This is a genomic window from Nonomuraea sp. NPDC050202 (assembly GCF_040656115.1).
Lineage (GTDB): Bacteria > Actinomycetota > Actinomycetes > Streptosporangiales > Streptosporangiaceae > Nonomuraea.
In genome coordinates, this window is sequence record NZ_JBFALF010000011.1 from 255,200 (window position 1) to 280,354 (window position 25,155).

Consider the following 25,155-nt stretch of genomic DNA (forward strand, 5'->3'; position numbering starts at 1 on the left):
CGGAACCGGTCACGGCACGGGGTGCGGTGCGGTGCGGGCCTTGGCGGCCATCAGATGGTCGATGAGCGCCAGCAGCACATCGCGCCCCTCCTTCCGGTCACGGGCGTCACACAGGACCAGGGGCACCTGCGGGTCGAGATCGAGCGCCTTGCGGATCTCCTCCCGCGTCCGGTCCCGGACACCGTGGAAGCAGTTGACGCCGACGACGAAGGGGATGCCGCGGCTCTCGAAGAAGTCGATGGAGGCGAAGCTCACCTCCAGCCGGCGGGTGTCGACCAGGACGACCGCGCCCAGCGCTCCGTTGACCAGGTCGTTCCACATGAACCAGAAGCGCTCCTGCCCCGGCGTGCCGAACAGGTAGAGCACCAGGTGGTCGTTGATGGTGATGCGACCGAAGTCCAGCGCGACGGTGGTGGTGGACTTGCCGCTCACGCCGTCCAGGTCGTCGACGCCGACGCTGGCATGGGTCAGGTACTCCTCCGTACGCAGCGGGGCGACCTCGCTCACCGCGCCCACCATGGTCGTCTTCCCGACACCGAAACCGCCGGCGATCAGGATCTTCACCGCCAGGGGCGCATCGTCCCCGTGGTCAGAGTTTGCGTAACCCATCCCTCACCGCCTCAAGGATTGCCATGTCGGGGAAACCGCCTGCCTGCGCGAACGCCAGCGGTGGCCGGGCCCGCGCCTGACCCGACTCGATCAGATCACCGATGAGAATCTTGGTCACCGACACCGGGAGGTCCAGCGCGGCGGCGATCTCCGCCACCGCCAGCGGCCGCAGGCACAGCGCGTGGATGGAGCGGTGCTCCGGCTGCCATCTCCGCTGGCCGCGTCCCGTCTCCTCGAGAACCTCGGAGACCGCCGCCACCACGGTGATCAGCGCCAGGTCCTCCCGCTCGGCAGCGGTTCGCCCGCCGGTGATCGTGTAAGGACGGACAAGGGGCTCGTCGGCGTCGTCGTCGGCGAACCCCTCCGTCCAGTGTTTCATCCGTGTCCCCAGACATCGTGGCCCTGCGGGGTGCGCGCGTCGGTGCCCAGCTTCTTCCCGACCTGCTGGATCAGGGTGTGCATGGCCACGCTCATGAGCTCGGCGTCGACCTCCTGGGAGGCGACCACGGCCAGGTGGGTGCCCCGGCCCGCGGCGGTGATGAACAGCCACAGATCAGCCATCTCGATGATGACCTGGTGGACCTGCCCGCCGCCGAAGAGCTGCCCGGCGCCGCGGGCCAGGCTCTGCTGGCCGGTGGCGATCGCGGCCAGGCGTTCGGCGTCCGCGCGCTTGATGGTCCGCGACCGGCTGATCACCAGGCCGTCGTCGGACAGCACGATGGCGTGCCGGGTGCCCGCGACTTGATCGACCAGGCCGTCCAGCAGCCAGTCCAGGTCCGTGTCGGTGGCGGTGGTGCGCTGCGTCATCATCGATCTTCCGTCGTCGGGGAGGTGGGTTCGGGGGATCCGCCCGGCGGGGTCGGGGGTACGTCCTCGCCGGTGCGGCGCTTTCTGGACTGCCGTTGGAAGGCGCCGATCATGGCGCCGGATCGGGCGGGTTGTTCGCGTTCGGCCCAGCTCTCCTGGTCGCCGCCGTCGCCCTGGTCCGCTGGGACCTTGAGCTCCTCGGCCAGGCTGGCCTGGCGGACGCGCTGAGGGAGCGGCCGGAGGCCGGGCGCCGCCGGCGAATCGGGCGCCGCCTGCGATCCGGGCGGCGGCGATCCGGGCGGCGGCGACCCGGGTGCAGCCGTGACGGAGGCCATCGCGCGTCCCCTGGCACGGGTCGGCAACGCCTCGTTCCGGTCCGGCGGGCGGGGAGGTTCCGTGGCCGCCCGCGGGGCGGCCGCCTCCTCGGGGGCGGCGACGGGCTCCGGCGCCGTACGCGGGCGGTCCACCACCAGCGTCTCCGGCAGGAGAACGATGACGCGGGTGCCGCCGAAGGCCGACGAGCGCAGCTCCACCTGCACGCCCAGGCTCGCGGCGAGCCTGGCCACCACGTAGAGGCCCAGGCGCACGTCATCGGCGTGCGTCATCATGTCGAGCTGCGGCGGCGACTGCAGCAGGGCGTTGACGGCGTCGTACTGCTCGGGCTCCATGCCCAGGCCGCGGTCCTCGATCTCCACGGCGACGCCCCGGCTGACCGGTGCGGCCCGCACCTCGACAGGGGTCAGCGGCTTGGAGAAGGTGGTGGCGTTCTCCATCAGCTCCGCCAGGACGTGGATCAGCGGCCCCACGGCGCGCTCGGCGATCCAGGGCTCGCCCTCGACGTCGATGGAGATCCGGCGGTAGTCCTGGACCTCGCTCTGCGCGGCCCGCAGCACGTCGAGCAGGCGTACCGGCTTGCGCCAGCGGCGCTGCGGCTGGCCGCCGCCGAGGATCACCAGGTTCTCCTCGTAGCGGCGCAGCCGGGCGGTCAGGTGGTCCAGGTCGAACAGGCCCTCCAGCACCTCGGGATCCTCGTGCTTGCGCTCGAGCTCGTCCAGCTTCTTCAGCTGCAGGCCGATGAGGATCTGGGTACGGCGGGCGATGCGCTGGAGCATGCGCTGGAAGCCGCGGTGCTGTTCGGCCTGCCGCACCGCGGTGCGCACGGCGCTGCGGCGGGCCAGGTTCAGCGCCTGCCCGAGCTCGCCGAGCTCGTCGCCGGTGGGCTCGATCATGCGCACCTCGGCGTCCGCGTCGACGTCCTCGCCGCGCTCCAGGCGGGCGACCACGTCGGGCAGCCGCTCCTGGAGCTCCTGGGCGTCGTGACGCAGGTGCAGGATGCGCCGCCGGAGCACGGAGGTCAGCCGCCAGCTCGTGAAGATCACCAGGCCCAGAGCGAGCACGCCCACGGTGGAGATGCTGACGAACACCGTGAAGATCATGTCGGCGTGGCCGTAGCCGACCCTGCCGAGATGCTCGAACCGCAGGCCGACCAGCTCGCGCAGCTGCCCGGTGACCGTCTCCGCCGAGGAGCGCCATTCGGCGCTGTCGTCGCGGAGCCTCACCTGGTCGCCGTCGGCGAGCGACAGCCGCCCCTCCACGGCGGTCATGGTGCGCCAGGCCTGGCCGTCGGTCATCTTCGCGTACCGGGTCTCCTCCCCCGTCAGAGCGGGCACCACCCGGGCGTGCATGAGGTGGTTCCTGGTGCCGGCGGCCTCGGTGACGATGTTGTACTCGCTCCTCGTCAGCCTGCCGGTCGGCCAGCCGCGCGCCAGGACGGCGTCCTCGCGGCCGACCATGTCGACGATCCAGAGCAGGTCGACCAGGGGCCGCGCCGTGGTGTTCACCTGGCCCTCGCCGGTGTTGCCGAGGGCGGCCAGCACGCGCAGGCCCGACTCGATGACGCCGCTGTAGTACTCGAACGCCTGGCGGCCGCTGGACCAGCCCGAATCCACCGCCCGGCGCTGCTGGTCGAGGAGACCGAGCTCGCGCCCGGTCGTGGCCAGGGCCTCGGCGAGGCCCTCCTGCGCGTCGGCCGGGTCCAGCGCGGTGAGGGGGCGGAAGGCGCGCACGGCGCGGTCGGTCGCGGCCCGCTGCTCCGCGAGCCTGTCACGCGCGGCGCCACCGGGGGCGGCCTGCACCTGCGCGGTCAGCCTGCGCTCCCGGTCCAGGGCGAAGAACAGGTCGGCCGTCGGCTTGCCGACCTTCGTGGTGGCCAGGTCCATCTGGACCTTCTCCGTCCGCCACTGCCCGAACAGCTGCGACATGCCCGACGCCAGCAGCGGGGTGAACGTCACGGTCGGGACGATCACCACGACGAGCAGCACCGTACGCAGGCGCAGCCGGCGCACCCCCGCCGGCCCGCTGGTGTCGTCGGGGGTCCCCGTTGGCCGTCGCCTGTTCCTGCCCCATCCAGCCACGTGCAGGACACTCCTCGCCGATCGGTGAAACCCAGGACGTAAGATCGCCGCAGAGGCGATCGGTGCCCGATCGTAGCCATACGGCAGTTGAACCGGAAAGTCCCCCTTCCTGAGCGGAATCTACCGTTACCTACCGGAAGCCGCCCCAGCGATGGCGCTCCCCAGCCAGGCATGGGTGGCCGCCGCCACGAGGGCCGGGAGGATCGGCTCCGCGATCCGGAGACCCGTCTCCGGCGGGGCCGCGCCGCGGGGCCGGCGCGGCGCTGAGGGTGCGCGACGCCGCGCCGGCCACGTGCGGCAAGCTGAGGGCATGCTGCGCATCGAGTCGCCGGACGTGGACGCGCTGGAGCGGGGCGTGGCCGTGCTCGGCTCCGGAGGCGGCGGCGACAGCCGGACCGCGGCCACGCTGCTGCGCCGGCGGCTGGCCGAGGGCCTGGACGTCGCCGTGCGCCCGCTCGACGGCCTGCCTCCCGGCGCGCGGGTCGTGCCGGTGGGCGTGGTCGGTGCGACCGCCGTCTTCGCCGAGAAGCTGCCCGGCGGCCACGAGGTCGCCGCCGCCGTGGAAGCCATCCAGCGCTGGACGGGCGAGCGCGCCGACGCGCTGGTCTCCATCGAGATCGGCGGGCTGAACGGCGTCCTGCCGCTGGTCGCCGCCTGCGACCTCGGCCTGTGCGCGGTGGACGCCGACCTGTCGGGGCGCGGGCTGCCACGGCTGGACCAGCTCTCCCTGGCCGCCGCCGGCCGCCCGCTCACCCCGGCCGCGCTGGCCGAGCCGAGCGGGCAGGTGCTCGTGCAGGGCACCGGCGCGCCCGCCGACCTGGAGCGCACCGCCCGCACCTTCCTGCCCGCCGCGGGCGGCTGGGCGGCGCTCGCCCTCGCCCCCGTCCCGGCGGGCGAGCTGGCCGCCTGCTGCGTGACCGGCTCCGTGTCCGGCGCGGTGCGGCTGGGGCGGCAGATCCTCGCCCTCGGCGAGTCACCCGACCCCGGACGGCTGGCCGCCGCCACCGGAGGGCGGGTGCTGTCCGTGGGGCGCGTGGTGGAGGTCACCCGGCGGCCCGGCCCCGAGGTGCACGGGCGGCCGGGGTTCGCGCGCGGCAGCGTCACGCTGACCGGGCACGCGTCGGGTGAGCTGCTGCGGGTGGAGATGGAGAACGAATACCTGCTCGCGCTGCGTGACGGGCTGGTCGTGGCGTCCACGCCGGACGTGATCGCGGTGCTGGACCGGCGGACCGGAGTGCCGATCGCGGGGGACACGGTTCGGGTGGGTATGGAGGTCATGGTGCTGCAGGTGGCGATCTCGGCGTTCTGGACCGCTCCAGGCAGGATCGGGGTTCTCGCCCCGCGCGCCTACGGGCTGGACTCCGATCCCGTGCTGCTGGAGCGGGGCGGGGAGTCCGTCGATCCGGGCCCGGAAGGGCGCGCCCAGCCCGGCGGCGCGCTCCCGGAAGGTGGCGCTCAGCCCGGCGGGGCGGGAGCGGGGGCGGGAGCGTGACCGGATCGAGGGGACTTCTGGAGGTGCGCCGATGACCAGCGTGCGCAGGCTGCTGGCGCTGCCCGAATGGAGCGGTCAGGTCCGGGTGCTCGCCGGGGCCGCCGGGCTCGACGCGCCGGTACGCACCGTCCGGCCCGTCGCCGGCCCGGCAGCCGGTCATGCCGTCGCCGCCGACGAGCTGATCATCGTCACGAACCCGCCGCAGCCCGCCGACTGGCGCGTGGACGCGTTGCTGCGCCGGGTGGTGGACGCCGGCGGCGCGGGCGTGCTCGTGCCCTGCGGCCCCGCGACGGGCACCGGGACAGCGCCAGGCTCCGGCGCGCCGGCGGGCACCGGGACCATGGTGGGCACCGGGACCACGACCGGCTCCGAGACCACGACCGATTCCGGGGCCGCGGCGGGGTCCGGGAGCTCGTCGGGATCGGAGGTGTCGCGGGCGACGTTGCTGCTGGCCGACCGGCTCGGCCTGCCGCTGCTCGGCACCGTGGGCGGTGACCCGCTGGAGCTGGTCGTCGCCGCCCGGCTGCTGCTGGCCGAGCCGGAGATCGACCGCGCCCGGCTCGTGCTGGCCGCGCACCGCGCCTTCGACAACCGCACCTGCGCCCCCGAGGACGTGGTGCGCAGGCTGAAAGACCTGCTCGGGGTGCCGGTGGCGCTGCTCGACGACCGAGGGGAGCCGCTGGCGGGGGAGGTCACCGAGCCCGGCGCCGTGCGCGTGGACGAGTTCGTCCCGCAGCGCGTGGCGCTGGCCGGCGGGGTGCTGCTCGCCCATCCGGCGCTGCTGCCGCACCCGGCGCGGCCGACGCTCTGGCTGGTGGCCGAGCTGCGGGGCACGGCGGCGGCGCGGGCCGAGATCGTGCCGCCCGCCCTGGCCGTGGCCGCCGCCGCGGTGCAGCGCTGGCTGCTGGCCCACCGCGTGGAGCTGGAGCGCGACGCGCGGGCCCGTACCGCGCTGCTGGGCGACCTGCTGCGGCTGGACGCCGAGCCCTCGGCCCAGCTGCGCAGGCGGGTGGCCGACGCGGGATGGCAGCTCGGCGGCTGGCACGTCGGCCTGCGCATCGGCGCGGTCCCCGCGCTCGACCTGGTGCCGTGGACGGCCGAGATCTCCCGCGTCCTGCGCGCGGAGGGCGTGGAGGCGGTGGTCGTCGAGCACGGCGAGGGCTGGACGGGCTGGACCACGTTCGCCCAGGAGCCCACGCCCGCGCGGGTCCGCGCCCTGGCGGCCAAGCTGCGCGCCGCCCACAGGAAGCTGAGCGGCTCGATCGCCGACCACATGGGGGTCGGCCGGCCGCACCCCTGGCCGGAGGGGCTGGCCGGCACGGTGGCGGAGGCCACGGACGCCGCCAGGCTCGCCGCGACCCGCCCGGAGGCCGGCTTCTTCCTCCAGGTGGACCAGCTCGGCATGGCGCAGCTCCTGCTGGAGTGGACCAGGACCGACACCTTCGAGCCCGCCGCCCGCGCGCTGCTGGCGCCCCTGCGCGACCAGCCGGGCGACCTCATCCGTACGCTGTCGGCCTACCTGGACGCGGAGTCGTCGATCGCGGAGACCGCCGCCGTGCTGGGGGTGCACCGCAACACCGTGGCGGCCCGCATCGACCGCGTGGAGCGGCTGCTGGGCGTGGACCTCGGCCACCGGGACGAACGCCTGGCCCTCCACCTCGCCTGCCGCACGGTCACCCTGCCCGGCCGCTGACCCCGCCGTCACGGAAGACCGGCGGCGCGACCGAGGAGCGGTGGATGAGCCGGGAGCGCAGGGTGTGCATCTCGCGCGCGGGCTCGGCCCCGCCGAGGATGTCGAGCAGGACCTGGGCCGCCTTGGCGCCCAGCTCGTGCACCGGCTGCGCGATCATCGTGAGCGGCGGCTCCATCACCGCCGCCCACGCGCTGTCGTCGAACCCGATCAGCGCCACGTCGTCCGGGTACGACAGCCCCGCCTTCCGCAGCGCGCGCAGCGAGCCGGTCATGCCGTCGGTCTCGGAGCAGAACACGGCGGTGACCCGGTCGGGCAGCGCGAGCATGCGGCCGACCTCGGTGACGACGCGCTCCTCGGTCTTCGGCCCGACCATCACGAGCTGCGGGTCGAACGGGATGTGCGCGTCGTCGAGGGCGTCGAGGTAGCCGCGCAGCCGCTCGCCGTCGGTCCACAGGTTGCGCGAGGCCGCCGTCAGCAGCTCGCGCCTGGTGGCCGGCGCCTCGGCCACGGGAGGCCCCCAGACGAAGCCGATGCGCCGGTGCCCGGCGGCGATGAGCACCTCCACCGCCTCGCGGGCGGCGTCGCGGTTGTCGATGACGACGGAGTCGAGGTCGAGCGCGGAGACGGCGCGGTCGACGAGCACGACCGGGATGCCCCGGTCGATGGCGGCCTTGAGGTGCGCGACCTGGTCGCGGCCGAGCGCGGCCGAGGCCACGATGACGCCGTCGACGCGCTTGTCGATGAGCACGTTGGTGGCCGCCACCTCCTCCTGCAGGTTCTCGTACGTGCTCAGCACGATCACGTCGAACCCCCGCGCCCGCGAGGTGTCGGAGACGCCCCGCAGCAGCCCGGCGAAGAACGGGTTGCCGATGTCGGCCACGATGACGCCCAGGGTGTGGCTCACCCCGGTGGACATGCTGCGCGCGAGCGCGTTGGCGCGGTAGCCGAGCTTCTCCGCCGCCGCGAGCACGCGGGCGCGCAGCTCGGGGCTGACGTATCCGTAGCCGCCCAGCGTGCGCGCCGCCGTGGCCCTGCCCACACCGGCCTCCGCCGCCACCTCGGAGATCGTCGGCCCCGCCTGGCCGCGGTCAGTCGGCATGGATCCCGTCCCTTGTCACTGAATCATGCTAGCTACGCGCTGGTACGGCCGTGCCCGAAGGCGCCTTCGACGAAGCACTGCGCGTGCGCCGCCTCCGCGCCCCCGTGCAGCGCCCGCTCGATCGCGGCGGGCGCCGCCGGATGACCGGCGGCCCAGCCGTCGCGCAGCAGCGAGACGGCGAACCCGGCGAGGAAGGCGTCGCCGCAGCCCATCGTGTCCACGATGTCCTCGGCGAGCCAGGCCGGGGCCGACACGGTGACGTTCCCGTCATGGGCGAAGGCGCCGGCCACGCCGCGGGTGCCGAGCGCGAGCCCGGCCCCCCGGCGTACGGCCTCGGCGAGCAGGTCCGCCGTGGCGTCCTCGTCGAGGTGGGAGCAGGACAGCAGCACCAGGTCGGCGTGCGGGCAGACCCGGTCGAGGTAGTCCGGGTCGCGGTACTCCTCCTCGCTGGACAGGTCGAAGCTGACCAGGGGGCCGAGCCCGGCCAGCTTGGGCAGCTCCGGCTCGCTGCGCGAGTAGACGCTGGAGTGCACCAGGTCGAAGCCGCCCAGGTAGCCGAGCAGGTCCGCGTCGAGCGCCAGCGGCTCGCGTACGGTGACGCCGCCGCCGTTCCAGCCCAGGAAGACGCGCTCGCCGTCGTCCACGCGCAGGCGGGAGACGCCGCTCTCGCCCGCGCGGACGACGCAGCGGTCCACGGCCACGCCCTCGGCGGCGATCGCGTCGCGCAGGAACGCCCCGAGCCCGTCGTCGCCGAAGACCCCGAGGTAGGCGGACTCGACGCCGAGCCTGCGGGCGTAGACGGCGACGTTGACGCTGTTCCCGCCGGGGTAGTCGATGCCCCGGTCGACGAACCGGTCGACGATGTTGTCGCCGAAGCCGAGCACTCTCATCGGCTCAGTAGTCCATGACCCGGTAGTAGCGGCGCAGGTCGAGCGAGTGGTCGCGGACCCGCTCCAGGTGCTTGCTGACCCGGCTCATGACGGTGTCGAGCACGAGCGGCGCGAGCAGGCCGCGGAACTCGGGGCTGATCCCGGTGAGCGGGTAGTCGCGGGTGTCGAAGACCGTGACGTCCTTGGAGACGCGCCTGGCGAAGGCCTCGGCGCGGTCGGTCAGGGCGCGGGTCTCGTCCTCGCCCTGGAAGACGATGACGCTGGTGTCCTCCTCCAGCAGCTCCAGCGAGCCGTGGAAGAACTCGGCGCTGTGCACGCGGGTGGTGCGCAGCCACTGCATCTCCTCGAGGATGCACATGGAGTAGAGGTAGGTGAAGCCCCAGAGGTTGCCGCCGCCGATGAGGAAGTAGTAGTCGCTGTCCTTGTGAGCGTCGGCGAACGCGGCGGCCACCGGCTCGGCCTGCCTGGCCACCTCGACGAGGATCTCCGGGATCCCGGCCAGCTCGCCGGCGAGCTTGTCGTAGCCGTCGAACTCGCCGCGGCGCGCCAGCAGCCTGCCCATGAACAGCAGGAGCTGGAAGTCGAACGGCCAGGTCTTGGGCCGGGAGACCAGCGCCGTGTCCACGTTGGCGGCCACGGGCGAGTCGGGGTGGCCGGTGAAGGAGATCGTGTACGCCCCCTTGGACTTGCAGTACTCGATGGCCCGCACGCTGTCGTCGGTCGTGCCCGAGACCGAGGTGAACAGCGCCACCGTGCGCTCGCCCAGCCGGGCGTCACCGGAGGCGATCAGCTCGGCGGCGATCACGGCGCGCACGTCGAGCGCCGAGGCACGCCGGGCGAGGTGCTCGTACGGCCACATCTGCGCGTACGTGCCGCCGGCCCCGACCAGGAGCAGGGTGTCGAACCCCTCGTCCACGAGCCGGTCGACCAGCTCCTCGATCTGAGGGCGCAGGGCCACCGCGCTCGCCACCTGGGAGAGAAATTCCGGCTCGTCGAATCCGAGCATCGTCGCATCCTTTCGCAGAACCCGGCGTCCGCCTGATCGGGACCTGATACCGGTATCACGCGGGGGTCACGTTGGCACAGGCCACCGCGCGGCGTCAACAGCCGTCCGCCGAGATGCCGTTCTGAGCTGCGACTACATCACCTCCCTTCAGGTCACGCGAGGTTAACGAATGAAAGATCTTGGCGAACGGGTCTGGTACCGGTATCAGACGAGCTGTATGGTCGGCCAACACCACGCACCGGTGGAGAAAGGAAGCCCATGCGCCCTCGCGCCCTGCCGACGTTCGCGGCACTCCTCGGGACACTCACGCTGGCCGCCTGCTCCGGCGGCGGAACCACCCAGGCCCCCAAGGCCGACGCCGCCGCCACGCCGGAGTTCTCCGGCACGCTGAGCATCCTCACCAAGTTCGCCGGCGACCCCACGGGCCCCTACTTCGAGAACCTCGCCGCCGCGTACACCAAGCAGCACCCGCAGGTGAAGTTCGAGCTGATCCAGGAGACCGACCAGAGCGTCAAGGACAAGCTCAAGACGCTCACCGCCTCCGACGCGCTGCCCGACATCTACTTCACCTGGACCGGAAACTGGGCCGACAACTACATCCGCGGCGGCCGGGCCGCCGACCTGACCGCGGTGATCGGCCCGGACACCACGTGGGGCAAGACCTTCAGCCCCGGCTCGCTGGCCGCCTTCGCCCGCGACGGCAAGAACTACGGGATCCCGCTGTACGGCAACGGCAAGTTCATGGGATACAGCAAGAGCGCCTTCGACAAGGCGGGCGTCGCCCCGCCCAAGACGTTCGAGGAGCTCATCGCCGCCTGCGGGCCGCTGCGCAAGGCCGGGTACGAGCCCATCGCCTTCGGCAACAAGGACGGCTGGCCGGCCCTGCACTACCTGCAGCAGCTCTTCGCCTACAACGTGCCGGACGCCACGCTGCAGGCCGACTTCGCCCCGGCCACCGCCAAGCTCGACGACCCCGGCTACGTCACCGCGCTCAACCAGTTCAAGACCCTGGTCGACCAGTGCACCGACACCAGGAGCGGCACCAACGGCGTGCTCTACAGCTCCGCCCAGGAGGCGTTCGCCAACGGCAAGGCCGCCATGTACTACCAGGAGATCCTGGAGTTCGACAACGCGACGTCGGCCAAGGTCAAGCCGGACGACTTCGGCATCTTCCAGCTCCCGGTGCCGCGGAACGCGCCCGGAGACGGCACGGTGCTGGAGGGCTCACCGGAGGGTTACCTGATCAACGCCAAGTCGCCCAGGGTCGCGCTCGCGGTGGACTTCATGAAGTTCGCCACCAGCCTGGAGAACGCCAAGACGCTGTCGGCGCCGCCGTACGGGCAGCCCAGCACCGTCGTCGGCGCGGTCACGGAGGAGACCTCCAGCAAGGCCGTCCACGAGGGCGTGCAGCTCGTCAACAAGGCGCCCAAGCTGGCGATCTGGCTCGACACCGTCACCGTCCCCGAGGTGGCCGACGCGTGGCTGGCCGGCGGCGAGGCGCTCATCAGTGGCGGCAAGACGGCGGAGCAGGTGCTCGAAAGTGTCCGCCAGGCCTCGAACGCCGCCAGGTAGGAGCTCCCGCGTGCGCGCCACCCTGCGAAGGACACTCGGGCTCGCGTGGGTCGTCCCCGCCCTCGTGCTGGTCGGAGTGTTCGTCTACCTCCCCCTCGTGCAGAACCTGCAGTTCAGCACGCTGAAGTGGGACATCTACAGCGGCAGCCAGGAGTACGTCGGCCTCGGCAACTACGCCAAGCTGGTCGAGGACCCCGTCTTCTGGTCGTCGCTGGGCAACAACGTGCTGTACGCGGTGGTCTCCATCGTCTTCCAGGTGTTCGGCGCGCTCCTGCTGGCCGCGCTCATCGAGGGCGTGCGGAGCGAGCGGTGGCAGCGCGCGCTGCGGGCGATCTACTTCATCCCGTCGGCGATCTCCCTGACCGTCGCCGGCCTGCTGTTCTACTTCATCTACGAGCCGAACCTGGGGCCGCTCAACCACGCGCTGAAGGCCGTCGGGCTCGGCGAGCTCGCGCAGGCGTGGCTGGGGCAGGAGAGCACGGCCATGTCGTCGATCATCGCGATGAGCCAGTGGCAGGGCTTCGGCTACTCGACGCTGCTGTTCGCGGTGGCGATCCAGCGCATCCCGGCGGAGATCTACGGCGCCGCCGCCATCGACGGCGTCGGCGCGGTCGGCCGCTTCTTCCGGATCACGGTGCCGCTCGTGCGGGAGATGACCGGGCTCATGGCGATCGTCACGCTCTCCGGCGCGTTCCAGGTGTTCAACGAGGTCATGGTGATGACGGCCGGCGGCCCGGACAACTCGACGCAGGTGCTGGGCACCTGGCTGTACCGCAGCGGGTTCGTGCGCAACAACTTCGGGTACGCCGCCGCGATCGCGACTGTGCTGTTCGTGATCACGCTCGGCGTGGCGGTGGCGCAGCTCTGGGTCACCCGCAGGAGAAGGGTGGAATGGTGACGCGCCTGAGCTTCCTCGGGGTGATCGCCCGCGTGTTCATGTGGGCGTTCCTGCTGGCCCTGGCCGTGGTGGTGCTCTACCCGCTGCTGTGGATGACGCTCAACGGGTTCAAGACCAACGCCGAGCTGTTCGGCGACCCGTTCGCGCTGCCGCTGGACTGGAGCTTCGGCAACTACGCCAAGGCGTGGAACCGCGGCGTCAGCGACTACCTCACCACCAGCGTGCTCGTCACGGTGACCTCGACCGTCGCCACCGTGTTCATCAGCGCGTGGGCCGCCTACGGGCTGACGCGCGTGGACGTCCCGCTGAACAGGACGCTCACGGCGGTCGTGCTCGGCGGCCTGATGCTCGCCCCGACCGTGGCGCTGGTGCCGCTGGTGAAGCTGTTCCAGGCGATGGGGCTGTACAACACGTTCTGGGCGCTGCTCATCCTCTACACCGCCTTCCGCATCCCGTTCACCACGTTCCTCATCAGGGCGTACATGATCGACCTGCCGCGCGAGGTGGACGAGGCCGCCGAGATGGACGGCGCGGGCCGGTGGACGGCGTTCTGGCGGATCATCCTGCCGATGTGCAAGCCCATCCTCACCTCGACGGTGCTGCTGCACATCCTGTTCACCTGGAACGAGTACCTGTTCGCGATGATCTTCACCAGCGGCTCCGGCGTGCAGACCCTGCCCGTCGGGCTGACGAGCCTGATGAGCAAGCACGGCACCGACTACCCGGTGGTGTTCGCCGGGATGGTGATCGCCGCGCTGCCGGTGGTGCTGCTGTTCTTCCTCGGCCAGCGCTACATCGTCAAGGGCCTCGCAGATGGGATCGGCAAATGATCGAGCCTGCCCGTTTCACCGGATCGAACTTCGCCTACCAGCATCTGCCGTTCGACCGCTTCCTCGACGACATGGCCGACCTCGGCCGGGAACGGCTGGAGCTGTGGGGCATCGCGCCGCAGCTCCACGTCCCCGAGCTGAGCGACGCCGGGGCGCGGGCCATCCGCCGCCGCGCCGGGTCGCGCGGCATGACCGTCGCCTGCCTCACGCCCGAGCAGGTGATGTACCCGGTCAACCTGGCCTCCCCGGACATCGGGCTGCGGGCGCGCAGCGTGGCGATGTTCCGCCGCGCCGCCGAGCTCTGCGCCGAGCTCGGGGCGGAGCTGCTGCTGCTCACGCCGGGGCGCGGCTTCGAGGACGAGCCGGTGGCGGCCGCCTGGCGCCGCTCGGCCGACGCGATCGGCGAGATCACCGCGTACGCCGGGACGCTCGGCGTGACGTGCGTGCTGGAGGCGCTGCAGCGCGTCGAGTCGAACCTGGTCAACGACTCACGGGCGCTGGCCAGGATGATCGGCGAGATCGGCGCGCCGAACCTGGGCGCCGTGCTGGACACCGTGGCCATGGCCGTGGCCGGCGAGAGCGTGGACGACTACTTCGACGCGCTCGGCGACCGCGTACGGCACGTGCACCTCATCGACGGCCGGCCCGCCGGGCACCTGACGTGGGGCGACGGGGAGCTGCCGCTGGCCGGCTTCCTGGAGGCGCTGGACCGGCGGGGGTATCGCGGGCTCATGACGTTCGAGCTGTTCGGGGACGGCACGTACGCCATGGCGCCGCGGGCCGCCGTGGAGCGCTGCCTGGACGCGTGCCGCGGCTTCACCGGCTGAGATCGATCCCGCCACCGCGCTCGGCCGAGGGCCGCAGGCGCGTGAGGGCGTAGTGGCCGGTCCTGTGTTCCGGGCCGACCACTACGCCCTCTGGAGGTGGGGCCTGCCGCACGCACACCCTCTTCGAGCACATCACGCCCCCTCTTCACGCCCCCATCTTCTGAGGACATCAGGCGCAACCGTGGAGCAGGCTTTTACCATCCGATGCCTGCGGCGGGCCGTCAGGGCGATCGTTCCGCCTCCGGCCAGTGCGGGCGCAGCCGGGACCAGGCGAGCAGGACGTGCACCCGGTCGGGCAGGCCGAGCTTGGCCAGGATGCTCGACACGTGCACCTTCACCGTGTACCGGCTGATGACCAGCCGCGCCGCGATCTCGTCGTTCGACAGGCCCAGGGCGATCAGCCCGCACACCTCGCGCTCGCGCCCGGTCAGCCGCCCCGCCGCCGCCAGCAGCAGGCGGTCCTCCTCGGTGGGCAGCATGGGCTGCAACGCCTCGATCATCCGGGTCGTCGCCTCGGGCGCCAGCACCGACTGGCCGGAGGCGACGATCCGGATGCCGTCACGGATCCGCTCCCCCGGCGCGTCCTTCAGCAGGAACCCGCTGGCCCCCGCCTGGAGGCCCGCGTAGACGTAGCTGTCCAGGTCGTACGTGGTCAGGATCAGCACCCGGGACGGCCCGCCCCGCGCCACGATGCGGCGGGTGGCCTCGATGCCGTCCATGCCAGGCAGCCGGATGTCCATCAGCACCACGTCCGGCTCGTGCGCGGCGGCGGCCTCGACGGCGGGACGGCCGGTGGCGCCGTCGAACAGGGTCACCCGCAGCCGGAACTCCCCGTACGCCCCCGGCCGCTCCGGCTCCACCTCGACCAGCGGCTGCGCGTTCGGCCTGCCGAGCAGCTGCTCCCGCTCCGTCACCGCCGGCGCCCCGTCAGGCACCGGGGGCGCGAACCACGGCGACAGCCCGCCCGCGGTGAACGCCCCGGCCGTCGCGACCACGAACGCGACGGTGCACGCCCCGGCCATCCCCCGCCGCGACAGCGCCGCTCCCGCCAGGGCCCCGATCAGGGCCACCGCGGCGCAGGCGAAGGCCGCGTACACGACCACCTCCCACAGCGGCGCCCCCGGCACCAGCAGGTCGAACGGCAGCACCGACCGCTCGCCACCGGCCCGCACCTCCAGCTCGTGCGGGCCCACCCGCTCCGCCCGCAGGACCACCGGGTACATGCCCGGCCCGCCCTCCCGCACCTCGGCGGCGCCGGACGAGGAGCGGCCCGTCCCTGCGGAGCGCGGCGTCAGCTCGACCCTGCCGCCCCGCCCGGCGTCGTGCGCCACCACGTCCACCTGCAGCGGGGCGGGCACCTGCAGGCCGGACCGCACCACCACCGTCAGCTCCATGCCGGCGATGGTCTGGGCGAAGCGCGCGTCGGCCTCGCCGCTGCGGCCGTGCGCCAGGGCGGGAGCCGCCCAGGCGAGCACGGCCGCCAGCGCGAGCAGGGCGGGGATCAGGCGTTTCAGCACGGGTCCGAGCGTAGGGACGGGCCTGTGCCCGGCACATCGCGCGCGGGCACTGACCTGCCTAGTTCCAGGGAACTACGCCGTCACGGCCCTCGATCGAGCCACACCGTGCAGCCGCTCGGCGTCCGCCACGCCACCCGCACGCCGCTCGGCTTCCGCCACGCCGCTCGGCTTCCGCCACGCCGCGCCGCTTCTGCCACGCCACCCGCACGCCGCGCCGCTTCCGTCACGCCACCCGCACGCCGCGCGGGCCGTACCCGAGCTCTGGCCGGCGCTCAGCCGCGCAGGAGGAGCAGCGGCACCGGCCGGCCGGGCTCGTGGCCGTGCGGGACCGCCGCGAGGGCGTCGGCCAGGGCCGCGCCGTTGAGGAACGCCGGGCGGTCGCCGCCGAGAGCCCGCACGCCGGGGCCGTCCCAGACGACCGGGACGATGCGGGTGCGACCGGCGGGCACCGGGAGCCGGGAGGTCAGCGGAGCCTGCGGCAGGTCGCCGAGCGCGCGGCCGGACAGCCCCGCGAGGAGCGGGCCGAGCAGGGTGTGCGCGGCGGCCAGTGCGGCGAACGGGTTGCCGGGCAGGCCGACGACGTACGGGCCGCCGCGCGGCCGGGCGAGCAGGGCGGGGTGACCCGGACGGCACGCGACCGAGTCGACGACCCAGCGGGCGTCGCGTTCGGCGAGCAGGCGGCGCAGCCCGTCGGTGACGCCGACCGACGTCGATCCGGTGACCACGACGACCTCGGCGCCGGCCGCCGACTCCACCGCCTCGGCCAGCGCGGAGACGGGCTGGTCGGGCACGTGGACGAGGCCGTCGAGGCGGCCTCCCAGTTCGGCGATGAGCGGCGGCAGCAGCGGGCCGAGCGCGTCGCGCACCCGTCCTGGCCCGGGCAGGCCGTGATGGGCCAGCTCGTCCCCGGTGACGATCGCCCGGACGGCGGGCGCGCGGTGGACCAGCAGCTCGTCGTAGCCGCAGGAGGCGGCCAGGCCGAGCAGCGCCGGGCCCACCGGGGTGCCGGCAGGCGCGAGGCGCGTGCCAGCGGGCGCGTCCTCCCCGGTGTACCGGATGTGCTTGCCACGCGCCAGGCCGGGAGCGGCGACCCGGCCGTCACGAGCCGCGCCCGGCTCATCGCGACCTCCGGCCTGGCCGTCACAAGCCGCGCCCGGCTCGCCGCGACCTCCGAGCTGGCCGTCAGGAGCCTCGCCTGGCTCGTCGGGGCCGGTGACGCGGCCGTCGCGGACGGCGGCCGACTCGACCGGCAGCACCGCCCAGGTGCCGGGAGGGACGACGGCCCCGGTCGAGATCTCCACGGCGTCCCCGGCCGCCAGCCGCCGGCCCGTCCACGGCCGGCCGGGCCGGGCGCTGCCGACGATCGTCCACGGCCCGGCGCCCGACACGGCGAAGCCGTCCATGGCGGAGGTGTCGAAGGCCGGTAGCGGCGTCGCCACGACGAGGTCCTGCGCGAGTGTGAGGCCCGACGCCTCGCCGAGGGCCACCCGCACGGGCGGCGCAGGCTCGGCCGCCGCGTGCGCGAGCTGTCTCGCCATCGCCCAGGCGACGTCCCGTCGGGTTTCTTGATCGGCTGCCGTGACCACGCCTCACGTTCCCATCCGCGGCTCGCTACCCGCAAGTCGGCCCACCGGCCCTGCCCCGGTACCTCGGCCAGACGGGCTTGACAGATACCACCAAGTGGTATTGATTAGCCCTCACACATACCCCCTATGGGTACATGAACCCCATGTCCACACCATCCCCCCGGCGCTGGACCGCCCTGGCCCTGATCGCCACGGCCCAGTTCATCGTGATCATGGACACGTCGATCATCGGCGTGGCACTGCCCCGCATCCAACAGGACCTCGGCTTCTCCCAGGAAACCTGCCCTGGGTCTTCAACGCCAACGTCGTCGCCTTCGGCGGCCTCCTCCTGCTGGGCGGCGCCTGGATCCCCATCGTCCTGCCCGCCAGCCTGCTCGCCGCCCTCGGCATGTCACTGGCCTTCATCCCCTCCCTCGGCACCGCCATCTCCTCCGCCCGCCCCGAGGAAGGCGGCCTGGCCTCAGGCATCGTCAACACCAGCTACCAGGTCGGCTCCGCCCTCGGCCTGGCCGCGATGACCGCCGTGGCCTCGGCCAACGGCGCCGACCAGCTCGGCGACCTGCCCGCCCTCACCACCGACTTCTCCGCCGCCTTCGCCGGAGCCGCCACCATCGCCCTCGCCGGCGCCCTGATCGCCGCAGCAACCCTGCGCACCCGCACCGGCACGCCCACCGACGAGCTCACCGCCTCCCGCGGCTGACACCTCGTCGGCCACCGCCGATCGGCGCCCCCGTGCAGGATCGTCCGAGGACCGACGCGACGGCGCCCCGGCTCCCGTTGACGGAGCCGGGGCGCCGTCGCGTCACAGACATGACGCGCTCACGTACGAGAAAGGCTGCGGCTCGACAGCCAGGCCCGCCAGCCGCCGTACTTCGTGATGTCCTCGCCCGCCGACGCCGCCTCCTGGGTGCAGCCGAACCCCACAGCCCAGCGGCCGTCGGAGAGCTCCACCCGTCCCAGCGTCATGGGCGCGGGCAGGCTCGCCAGGAACCGCCCCAGCGCCCCCTCGGAGATCAGCCAGACCTCGCCCTCGACGGGCGCGCCGCCTTCGAAGCCGACCCTCGCCAGCCCCGGCTTCCGCGGCACGGTGTCGAGGGCGCGCAGGGCGTAGGCGGCGGAGGTCCGCGCGGGCCGGTCCCACCGGGCGCCGAGGTCGCGCAACTCGTGTTCGAGCGGCTGGCCTGCCAGGTGGGCGCCGACCACGAAGAGCTCGACGGCCCGGACGCCGCCGTCCGCGATCGCCGCCGGCCACGGCAGCGGCCCGGTGGGGAGCGGCGGGGCGCCTCCGGCGTACTCCGCGGGGGGCTCCGGCTGGACGGCGACCAGGCGGGCCAGGTCGAGCGCGACCGCGTCGTGGAACGGGCGGGCCAGGACGGTGACGCCGAACTGGGCGATCCCCCGGTCAGGGCCCTCGTCCACCGTGCCGGTCGGCACCGCGACCGCGCACAGGTCGAACAGGTTGCAGAAGTTCGTGTACGTGCCGACGCGCGAGTTGACCGCCACCGGCTCGGCGGCGACCTCGGCCACGGTGGGATGGCAGGGCGCCGTCGGCACGAGCAGCGCGTCGAAGCCGCCGAACAGCCCCATGCACTCCTGCCGCAGCAGCTCCAGGCGCGCGACGTCGCGTACCAGGCTCGGCGCGGAGACCTTCCCCGCCCGGCTGATGATCGCGCCGACCGTGGGGTCGACGTCGTCCGGGTGGGCGTCCACGAACTCGCCGACGGCGGCGTGCCGCTCGGCGACGAGCGCGCCGTCGTAGAGCAGCCGGGCCGCGGCCAGGAACGGCTCGATCCGGATCGGCTCCACCACGGCCCCCGCCTCCCGCAGCCGCGCCACGACGCCCTCGAAGGCGTCGGCCCAGCCGGGGTCCATGGCCGGCAGCTCGTCGGGGACGGCCACGCGGGCGGTCGCGGGCGCGGCCAGGGGCGCGCCGGCCGGCCAGGGCCGCGTCCCCGGGCCGCCGGCCATCGCGGCCATGGCGGCCCCGGCGGTGCCGAGGTCCCGCGCCATGATCGTGACCGCGTCGTACGAGCGGCACGCCGGCACGACCCCCGCCACGGACACCGTGCCGAGGGTCGGTTTGATCCCCACGATGCCCTGGAACGCGGCGGGGACCCGGCCGGAGCCGGCGGTGTCGGTGCCGATCGCGAGGTCGGCCAGGCCGAGCGCCACCGCGACCGCCGAGCCCGAGCTCGAACCGCCCGACACGAACGACGGCCGGCGGGCGTCACGCACCCCTCCGTACGGGCTGCGCTGCCCGACCAGGCCGGTGGCGAACTGGTCGAGGTTCGTCACCCCGACGACGGTCGCACCGGCGGCCCGCAGCCGTGCCACCGCCTGCGCGTCGGCCGCCGCCGGGCCGGAGGCGAAGGCGGGGCAGGCCGCGGTGGTCGGGAAGCCCGCCACGTCCACGTTGTTCTTCACGGCCAGCCGGAGCCCCGCCAGCGGCCCGGTGGCCACCGCCAGCTCGGCCGCCACGTCGGCCTCGTCGCGGTGGGCGATGAACACCTCCGGCCGCCGCCCGCGCAACACCTCGCGGGCGCCCCCGCCCGGCACCTCGCGGGCATCCCCGCTCAGCACCTCGCGGGCGCCCCCGCCCAGCACCTCACCGCCGCCTCCGCTGAGCACCTCGCGGGCATCCCCGCTCAGCACCTCGCGGGCGCCCCCGCGCGGCCGCTCGCCGGCGCTCATGCGAGCGGCCCCAGCACGACGAGGCAGTCACCGGGAGCGACCTGGGTGCCCGCGGCGGCACGCACCTCGGTCACGACGCCCGCGGCCGGCGCCGCCAGGTACGTCTCCATCTTCATCGCCTCGAGCGCCACCAGCGTCCGCCCCTCCTCGACCACGTCGCCCACGGCGACCTCCACCTTCCACACGTTCGCCACGAACGGCGCGTCCAGCCGCGCGCCGCCCTCCGGCACGACGACCTCGGCGGGCGCGGCCGTCTCGACGGCCGCCGCCTGCTCGGCCCGGGTGAACTCGCCCGCCTCCTCCCAGGCCCGCCGCTCGGCGGCGAACGCCGCCGCCTGCCTGGCCCGGAACGCGGCGATCGATCCGGCGTTGTCCGCCAGGAAGCGCTCGTGGGCGGCCAGCGAGAACGACCCGTCGGCGGCGTCGAGGGTCGTCCGGCCGGCGGCCAGGTCGGCCCGCAGGTCGAGCAGCTCCTCCGCCGAGACCGGATACCAGCGGATCCGGTCGAAGAACCGCAGCAGCCACGGGTCCTCGCCGGGCTCCGGGTGGGTGCGCCACACCTGGGTGGTGCGGCCCACGAACTGGTAGCCGCCGGGGCCCTCCATGCCGTAGACGCACAGGTAGGCGCCGCCGATGCCGACGGAGTTCTCCGCCGTCCAGGTACGGGCGGGGTTGTACTTCGTGGTGACCAGCCGGTGCCGCGGGTCGAGCGGCGTCGCCACCGGAGCGCCCAGGTACACGTCCCCCAGGCCGAGCACGAGATACTCGGCGTCGAACACCGTGCGGTAGACGTCGTCCACGCTGTCGAGCCCGTTGACGCGGCGGATGAACTCGATGTTCCACGGGCACCAGGGCGCGTCGTCGCGCACCCCGGCCATGTACCGCTCGATGGCCTCCCTCGTCGCCGGATCGTCCCAGCTCAGCGGCAACCGCACCGTACGGCTCGGCACGACCAGGTCCGCGGTGCGCGGCAGCGTGGCCTCCAGCTCGGCGAGCAGGCCGAGCAGGCGGGGCACCGGCAGCACCTGCGGATCGACGTGCACCTGCAGGGAGCGGATGCCGGGCGTCAGGTCGAGCACGCCGGCCGGGGCGAGCTCGGCCAGCGCCGTGTGCAGCGCGTGGACGCGGGCGCGGAGCGCGAGGTCGAGCACGAGGTCGCCGTACTCCACGAGGACGCTGTCGTCGCCCTGCCGCCGGTACGTCACCGCCGGCCCGTCGTTCCCGTCGAGCCTGCGCAGCACGCCGTCGTCGAGGTCTCCGCCCGGCACGAGTACGGGCAGGTCGAGCGAGCGCGGCGGCACGGATCCGGCGGCACGCACCGGGACGAACGAGACCGTGTCGCCCGGCCTGAGCTGGCCCAGCTTCCACCGCTCGCCCGACACCACCGTGACCGGGCAGACGAAGCCGCCGAGGCTGGGGCCGTCGGGGCCGAGCAGGATCGGGGTGTCGCCGGTGAAGTCCAGGGCGCCGACCGAGTACGGCGTGTCGTGGATGTTGGAGGGGTGCAGGCCGGCCTCGCCGCCGTCGCGCCGCGCCCAGGCCGGTTTCGGGCCGGCCAGGCGGACGCCGGTGCGCGCCGAGTTGAAGTGCACGCTGTAGCGGGTGGCGTAGAGCTGGGCGATGTCGTCCCTGGTGAAGAAGTCGGGCGCGGCGTGCGGGCCCTCGGTGACGCCGAGCTCCCAGTGGTCGCCGAAGCGGGGGCGGCGCTCGGCGGGGACGGGCCCGGACGGCGCTCCGGAAGGCGTGCCGGTGCGGAGCACGTCGCCGGGGCGCAGCGCGCGTCCGCCGTGACCGCCGAAGCGGCCCAGGGTGAAGGTGGCCGCGCTGCCGAGGTACGGCGGCACGTCCAGGCCACCCGCGAAGGCGACGTAGCTGCGCAGGCCGGCGGTGGCGTCGCCGACGTGCAGGGTGGCCCCGGCCGGCACCACCACGGGCTCCCACATCGGGACGGGAGCGCCGTCCACGGTGACCGTCGCGGGCGCACCGGTGACGCACACCAGCGTGTCGTGGCTGACCTGGAGGGTGGGGCCGCTCGCGGTGCACTCCAGGCCGGGCGCGTTCTCGTCGTTGCCGAGCGCGAGGTTGGCCAGCCGCAGCGAGCGGTCGTCCATCGCCCCGCTCGGCGGCACCCCGACCTGCCAGTAGCCGACGCGTCCTTCGGCGTCCTGGACGGTGGTCATCAGGCCGGCGCGCACGACGGTGACCCGCGGCTCGGGGTCGCCGACGCCGGCGAGGGTGCCGGTGGTGTGCGTCGCGGCCCTGAACTCCGCGATCCCGACCGCGGCGCGCAGCAGGCCGAGGTTGACCTCGATCCCGTCGGCCCGGGTCGTGGCGAGGGCCTGCCCGAGGCGGTCCAGGGCCTCCTCGCGGCTGCGGCCGGTGGCGATCACCTTGGCGAGCATCGGGTCGTAGGCGGTGGACACCTCGGTGCCGGTCCCGGCCCAGCCGTCGACCCGGATGCCCTCCCCTGACGGCAGCTCCACCCGGGTCAGCACGCCGGCGCTCGGGCGGAAGCCGGCGGCCGGGTCCTCGGCGTACACGCGCGCCTCGACGGCGTGCCCGGACACCGGCACGGCGCCGGTCGCCAGGTGCGGCGCGAGGAACGAGTCGTCGCCGCCGGCCAGGCGCAGCATCCACGCGACCAGGTCGACGCCGGTCACCTGCTCGGTGACGGGGTGCTCCACCTGGAGGCGGGCGTTGACCTCCAGGAAGGAGAGCTCCTCGCGCTCGGCGTCGTAGACGAACTCCACCGTGCCGGCCGAGCGGTAGCGGATCGACGCGGCCAGGTCGCGCGAGGTGCGGTGCAGCCGCTCGCGCACGTGGCCGGGCAGCGCCGGCGCGGGCGCCTCCTCCACGACCTTCTGGTTGCGCCGCTGCAGCGAGCAGTCGCGGTCGCCGAGGGTGACGACGCCGCCCGCGCCGTCGCCGAAGAGCTGCACCTCGACGTGGCGGGCGCGCTCGACGTACCGCTCGGCGAAGACGCCGGCGGAGCCGAAGCTGCGCAGCGCGAGGCCGGTCACCCGGTCGTAGGCGGCCCGCAGCTCCCGCGGCGTGCGGCACACCGTCATGCCGATGCCGCCGCCCCCGCCGGTGGCCTTGAGCATGACGGGGTATCCGATGGCAGCCACCTCCGCCACCGCGTGGTCGGCGTCCGCCAGCAGGCCGGTGCCGGGGAAGACCGGCACCCCTGCGGCCACCGCCACCTCACGGGCGGTGTGCTTGTCGCCGAAGGTGCGCAGGTGGGCGGGCGCCGGGCCGACGAACGCCAGCCCGGCGCCCTCGACGAGCTCGGCGAAGCCGGCGTCCTCGGCCAGGAACCCGTACCCCGGGTGGATCGCGTCCGCGCCGCTCTCCTTGGCGGCGCGCAGGACCGCCTCCGCGTCGAGATACGACTGCGCGGGCGCCGCCGGGCCCAGCAGGACGGCCTCGTCGGCGAGCCGGACGTGCGCGGCGGCCCGGTCGATCTCGGAGAACACCGCGACCGTGCGCAGGCCGAGCTCCCGGGCGGTGCGGATGATCCGGCAGGCGATCTCGCCGCGGTTGGCGATCAGCAGCGTGCCGGGTGTACGCCTCGGCTCAGGCACCGGCATACACCACCATCTGAGCGCGGCTGGGGTCGAAGCCGTTGCAGGGGTTGTTGATCTGGGGGCAGTTGGAGACGACGACGAGGGTGTCCTTCTCGGCGCGGAGCGCGAGGGACAGGCCGGGGGCCGAGATGCCGTCCACGATGCCGAGGGCGCCGTCGGGGTCGACGGGCACGTTCATGAACCAGTTGACGTTGGAGACCTGGTCGCGCTTGCCCATGCCGTACTTGGACAGCTCGGCGAGGAAGTTGTCGGCGCAGGCGTGCTGGGCGTAGGTGTGGTGGCCGTACCGCAGGGTGTTCGACTCGCGGGAGCAGGCGCCGCCCAGGGTGTCGTGCCGGCCGACCTCGTCGGCGACCACGGTGAGGAGCGGCTCGGACTCGTTGTCGCGCAGCACGCTGCCGGTGGTGAGGAAGATCGTCTCCTGCTCCTGCAGCGTCGCCTGGGCGCTGTAGGCGCGCCAGGTGCGGTGGGCGTCGTAGGCGAGGAAGTCGACGGCCTGGTTGCCGTCGAGGTCGACGATGGCGAGCACCTGCCCGCGCCGGAGCACCCGCGACCAGGGGGCGTGGGGCGGGACGGTCTCCCGGTGCAGCTCGGCCCCGAACGCGTCGGTGTTCACAGTGCCCTGCCCTTCCGGTGGTCGGCGGTGTTCTCGAAGGCGCGCCGGCCCTCGGGCGTGGCGCTCCACTGGGGGTCCTCGGGCGCCGTCACCCGGTCCCGCCAGGCGAGGATCTCCAGCGGGGTGACGGTGTACTCGGGGCGCGGATCGAGCGGGTGGGCGGCGTTCGCGAGGAGGACGACGAGCGGGAGCTCGGTGCGCAGGGTGAGGCTCGTGCCGGCGCCGGCCGATCCCTGCCACTCGGGCCGCCCCTCGGCGTCGATGCGCACGCCCTGGAAGAAGGAGATCGACGGGGGCAGGTCCCGCCGTTCGAGGCCGTTCTTGGCGCCGGCGAGGGCGAGCAGCTCCCGTCCGGCGGGGCTGGGGCCCTGGGGTGAGCCGTCGCCGTAGCGCCGCTCGTTCCTGGCGCGCGTGGAGGCGCCGTACAGGGTGTCGTGCCGCCCCGAGCCGTCCGTGAGCACGGTCGCCAGGACCCGGGCCTGGTCGCTGAGCAGCAGGTACGACTCGCCGGCGTACACCTGCCACTGCACCTTGACGGTGTCGGCGACGTTGAGCCGCTCCCACGGCATGCCGGCGTGGAACAGCAGCAGCGACGCGCAGGCGTCGCCGTCGGGGTCGGTGAGCCGGATCGCGGTGCCGGCCGCGAGAACGCGGTGGGCGTAGCCGCCCGCGGGGACGCGGTCCGCCCAGACGATCTCATCGGCGGCGACTCCGTCGGGCGGGTCCGCCCAGCGCGAGGCCGGCACGGTCGGCGCGGTGTGGACCGCGGTGCCCTCCTGGGCCCGGGCGTGGGCGCGCGCACCTGCGGTGGTGGCGGTCCCGTTCTGGAGTGTGGTCACGACGCTCCTCGTAATTTCTGTCGCTCGACAGAAATGCTGTGCGGCATCGCGAACGCTCATGGGTCAGGCCGGTAAATCCCGTGTTAAGCGGGGCTCACGCGGGCCTCGCGCCTGAAGTGATCAGGCCGCACGGTGAGTTTTGCGTTACGGCAGATGAACGCCGGCGTCATGAGGCGGAAACG

The 25,155-nt window shown here is 73.8% G+C and carries 21 protein-coding genes; 7 read left to right on the forward strand and 14 right to left on the reverse strand.

From position 1 onward, the window contains the following. Nucleotides 1–9: 9 nt before the first annotated feature. The 4 genes from AB0I79_RS28735 to AB0I79_RS28750 are packed head-to-tail and all read right to left on the reverse strand — an operon-like array spanning nt 10 to nt 3,830. On the reverse strand, nt 10–609 hold the full coding sequence (locus tag AB0I79_RS28735) for an ATP/GTP-binding protein (protein WP_357878952.1): 600 nt from the start codon (nt 607–609) through the stop codon (nt 10–12). Further along, a complete protein-coding gene (locus tag AB0I79_RS28740; protein ID WP_357878955.1) occupies nt 590–988 on the reverse strand; it encodes a DUF742 domain-containing protein in 399 nt (132 codons plus the stop codon). The genes AB0I79_RS28735 and AB0I79_RS28740 overlap by 20 nt, the downstream gene beginning before the upstream one ends. Beyond that, nucleotides 985–1,416 carry a roadblock/LC7 domain-containing protein gene (locus tag AB0I79_RS28745; RefSeq protein WP_253759359.1) on the reverse strand — a complete coding sequence of 144 codons (432 nt, stop codon included), beginning with the start codon at nt 1,414–1,416 and terminating at the stop codon, nt 985–987. The genes AB0I79_RS28740 and AB0I79_RS28745 overlap by 4 nt, the downstream gene beginning before the upstream one ends. Continuing rightward, nucleotides 1,416–3,830 (reverse strand): nitrate- and nitrite sensing domain-containing protein, encoded by a 2,415-nt coding sequence (locus tag AB0I79_RS28750; RefSeq protein ID WP_357878958.1) that lies wholly within the window; start codon nt 3,828–3,830, stop codon nt 1,416–1,418. Before AB0I79_RS28750 ends, AB0I79_RS28745 begins: the two co-directional genes overlap by 1 nt. A gap of 310 nt (nt 3,831–4,140) precedes the next feature. Between AB0I79_RS28750 and AB0I79_RS28755 the strand changes: the two genes are divergently transcribed. After that, a complete protein-coding gene (locus AB0I79_RS28755) occupies nt 4,141–5,322 on the forward strand; it encodes a DUF917 domain-containing protein (RefSeq protein ID WP_357878961.1) in 1,182 nt (393 codons plus the stop codon). Nucleotides 5,323–5,353: 31 nt separating this feature from the next. Further along, nucleotides 5,354–7,015, forward strand: coding sequence for a helix-turn-helix domain-containing protein (locus AB0I79_RS28760; RefSeq protein ID WP_357878964.1), 1,662 nt, complete (start codon nt 5,354–5,356; stop codon nt 7,013–7,015). Here the strand turns inward: AB0I79_RS28760 and AB0I79_RS28765 are convergent. From AB0I79_RS28765 to AB0I79_RS28775, 3 genes are read right to left on the reverse strand one after another with little or no spacing between them, the layout of a single operon-like run. Beyond that, nucleotides 6,996–8,114, reverse strand: coding sequence for a LacI family DNA-binding transcriptional regulator (locus AB0I79_RS28765; protein WP_357878967.1), 1,119 nt, complete (start codon nt 8,112–8,114; stop codon nt 6,996–6,998). The genes AB0I79_RS28760 and AB0I79_RS28765 overlap by 20 nt on opposite strands. A gap of 32 nt (nt 8,115–8,146) precedes the next feature. Continuing rightward, nucleotides 8,147–9,004, reverse strand: coding sequence for a PfkB family carbohydrate kinase (locus AB0I79_RS28770; protein WP_357878970.1), 858 nt, complete (start codon nt 9,002–9,004; stop codon nt 8,147–8,149). 4 nt (nt 9,005–9,008) lie between these two features. Next, nucleotides 9,009–10,010 carry an SIS domain-containing protein gene (locus tag AB0I79_RS28775; protein ID WP_357878973.1) on the reverse strand — a complete coding sequence of 334 codons (1,002 nt, stop codon included), beginning with the start codon at nt 10,008–10,010 and terminating at the stop codon, nt 9,009–9,011. Between the two features lie 258 nt (nt 10,011–10,268). Between AB0I79_RS28775 and AB0I79_RS28780 the strand changes: the two genes are divergently transcribed. From AB0I79_RS28780 to AB0I79_RS28795, 4 genes are read left to right on the forward strand one after another with little or no spacing between them, the layout of a single operon-like run. Next, nucleotides 10,269–11,582, forward strand: a complete 1,314-nt coding sequence (locus AB0I79_RS28780) for an ABC transporter substrate-binding protein (RefSeq protein ID WP_357878976.1) — start codon at nt 10,269–10,271, stop codon at nt 11,580–11,582. A gap of 10 nt (nt 11,583–11,592) precedes the next feature. Further along, the gene (locus AB0I79_RS28785; protein WP_357878979.1) at nt 11,593–12,480 is read left to right on the forward strand and encodes a sugar ABC transporter permease; all 888 of its coding nucleotides are present in this window, start codon (nt 11,593–11,595) and stop codon (nt 12,478–12,480) included. Then, the gene (locus AB0I79_RS28790) at nt 12,474–13,310 is read left to right on the forward strand and encodes a carbohydrate ABC transporter permease (RefSeq protein ID WP_357878982.1); all 837 of its coding nucleotides are present in this window, start codon (nt 12,474–12,476) and stop codon (nt 13,308–13,310) included. The genes AB0I79_RS28785 and AB0I79_RS28790 overlap by 7 nt, the downstream gene beginning before the upstream one ends. Beyond that, nucleotides 13,307–14,137, forward strand: a complete 831-nt coding sequence (locus AB0I79_RS28795) for a TIM barrel protein (RefSeq protein WP_357878985.1) — start codon at nt 13,307–13,309, stop codon at nt 14,135–14,137. The genes AB0I79_RS28790 and AB0I79_RS28795 overlap by 4 nt, the downstream gene beginning before the upstream one ends. Nucleotides 14,138–14,358: 221 nt before the next feature. Here AB0I79_RS28795 and AB0I79_RS28800 read toward each other — a convergent pair whose 3' ends face one another. From AB0I79_RS28800 to AB0I79_RS28810, 3 genes are all read right to left on the reverse strand, one after another. Beyond that, nucleotides 14,359–15,654, reverse strand: coding sequence for a response regulator transcription factor (locus AB0I79_RS28800; protein WP_357878988.1), 1,296 nt, complete (start codon nt 15,652–15,654; stop codon nt 14,359–14,361). A 272-nt stretch (nt 15,655–15,926) separates the two neighbouring features. Beyond that, nucleotides 15,927–17,192 carry a molybdopterin-binding protein gene (locus AB0I79_RS28805; protein ID WP_357878991.1) on the reverse strand — a complete coding sequence of 422 codons (1,266 nt, stop codon included), beginning with the start codon at nt 17,190–17,192 and terminating at the stop codon, nt 15,927–15,929. Nucleotides 17,193–17,364: 172 nt separating this feature from the next. Beyond that, the gene (locus AB0I79_RS28810) at nt 17,365–17,490 is read right to left on the reverse strand and encodes a hypothetical protein (RefSeq protein WP_357878994.1); all 126 of its coding nucleotides are present in this window, start codon (nt 17,488–17,490) and stop codon (nt 17,365–17,367) included. A 138-nt stretch (nt 17,491–17,628) separates the two neighbouring features. Here AB0I79_RS28810 and AB0I79_RS28815 point away from each other — a divergent pair, with 138 nt between their 5' ends. Beyond that, a complete protein-coding gene (locus tag AB0I79_RS28815) occupies nt 17,629–17,940 on the forward strand; it encodes a hypothetical protein (protein ID WP_357878997.1) in 312 nt (103 codons plus the stop codon). A gap of 119 nt (nt 17,941–18,059) precedes the next feature. On the opposite strand, the gene atzF is transcribed toward AB0I79_RS28815, so the two are convergent. Genes atzF through AB0I79_RS28835 form a run of 4 tightly spaced genes read right to left on the reverse strand, consistent with a single transcriptional unit; the run spans nt 18,060 to nt 24,973 of the window. Next, nucleotides 18,060–19,931 carry an allophanate hydrolase gene (atzF, locus tag AB0I79_RS28820; protein ID WP_357878999.1) on the reverse strand — a complete coding sequence of 624 codons (1,872 nt, stop codon included), beginning with the start codon at nt 19,929–19,931 and terminating at the stop codon, nt 18,060–18,062. Beyond that, nucleotides 19,928–23,515, reverse strand: coding sequence for an urea carboxylase (gene uca / locus AB0I79_RS28825; protein WP_357879001.1), 3,588 nt, complete (start codon nt 23,513–23,515; stop codon nt 19,928–19,930). The genes atzF and uca overlap by 4 nt, the downstream gene beginning before the upstream one ends. Further along, a complete protein-coding gene (locus AB0I79_RS28830) occupies nt 23,508–24,134 on the reverse strand; it encodes an urea amidolyase associated protein UAAP2 (protein WP_357879004.1) in 627 nt (208 codons plus the stop codon). The genes uca and AB0I79_RS28830 overlap by 8 nt, the downstream gene beginning before the upstream one ends. After that, nucleotides 24,131–24,973 (reverse strand): urea amidolyase associated protein UAAP1, encoded by an 843-nt coding sequence (locus AB0I79_RS28835; protein WP_357879007.1) that lies wholly within the window; start codon nt 24,971–24,973, stop codon nt 24,131–24,133. Before AB0I79_RS28835 ends, AB0I79_RS28830 begins: the two co-directional genes overlap by 4 nt. Nucleotides 24,974–25,155 lie beyond the last annotated feature (182 nt).

What these genes read in the sequence shown, in the direction of transcription:
- AB0I79_RS28735 (WP_357878952.1), bottom strand. Translation starts at nt 609, where the DNA reads ATGGGTTACGCAAACTCTGACCACGGGGACGATGCGCCCCTGGCGGTG.
- AB0I79_RS28740 (WP_357878955.1), bottom strand. Translation starts at nt 988, where the DNA reads ATGAAACACTGGACGGAGGGGTTCGCCGACGACGACGCCGACGAGCCC.
- AB0I79_RS28745 (WP_253759359.1), bottom strand. Translation starts at nt 1,416, where the DNA reads ATGACGCAGCGCACCACCGCCACCGACACGGACCTGGACTGGCTGCTG.
- AB0I79_RS28755 (WP_357878961.1), top strand. Translation starts at nt 4,141, where the DNA reads ATGCTGCGCATCGAGTCGCCGGACGTGGACGCGCTGGAGCGGGGCGTG.
- AB0I79_RS28760 (WP_357878964.1), top strand. Translation starts at nt 5,354, where the DNA reads ATGACCAGCGTGCGCAGGCTGCTGGCGCTGCCCGAATGGAGCGGTCAG.
- AB0I79_RS28765 (WP_357878967.1), bottom strand. Translation starts at nt 8,114, where the DNA reads ATGCCGACTGACCGCGGCCAGGCGGGGCCGACGATCTCCGAGGTGGCG.
- AB0I79_RS28770 (WP_357878970.1), bottom strand. Translation starts at nt 9,004, where the DNA reads ATGAGAGTGCTCGGCTTCGGCGACAACATCGTCGACCGGTTCGTCGAC.
- AB0I79_RS28775 (WP_357878973.1), bottom strand. Translation starts at nt 10,010, where the DNA reads ATGCTCGGATTCGACGAGCCGGAATTTCTCTCCCAGGTGGCGAGCGCG.
- AB0I79_RS28780 (WP_357878976.1), top strand. Translation starts at nt 10,269, where the DNA reads ATGCGCCCTCGCGCCCTGCCGACGTTCGCGGCACTCCTCGGGACACTC.
- AB0I79_RS28790 (WP_357878982.1), top strand. Translation starts at nt 12,474, where the DNA reads ATGGTGACGCGCCTGAGCTTCCTCGGGGTGATCGCCCGCGTGTTCATG.
- AB0I79_RS28795 (WP_357878985.1), top strand. Translation starts at nt 13,307, where the DNA reads ATGATCGAGCCTGCCCGTTTCACCGGATCGAACTTCGCCTACCAGCAT.
- AB0I79_RS28805 (WP_357878991.1), bottom strand. Translation starts at nt 17,192, where the DNA reads ATGGCGAGACAGCTCGCGCACGCGGCGGCCGAGCCTGCGCCGCCCGTG.
- AB0I79_RS28810 (WP_357878994.1), bottom strand. Translation starts at nt 17,490, where the DNA reads ATGCGGGGCAGTGCCACGCCGATGATCGACGTGTCCATGATCACGATG.
- AB0I79_RS28815 (WP_357878997.1), top strand. Translation starts at nt 17,629, where the DNA reads ATGTCACTGGCCTTCATCCCCTCCCTCGGCACCGCCATCTCCTCCGCC.
- atzF (WP_357878999.1), bottom strand. Translation starts at nt 19,931, where the DNA reads ATGAGCGCCGGCGAGCGGCCGCGCGGGGGCGCCCGCGAGGTGCTGAGC.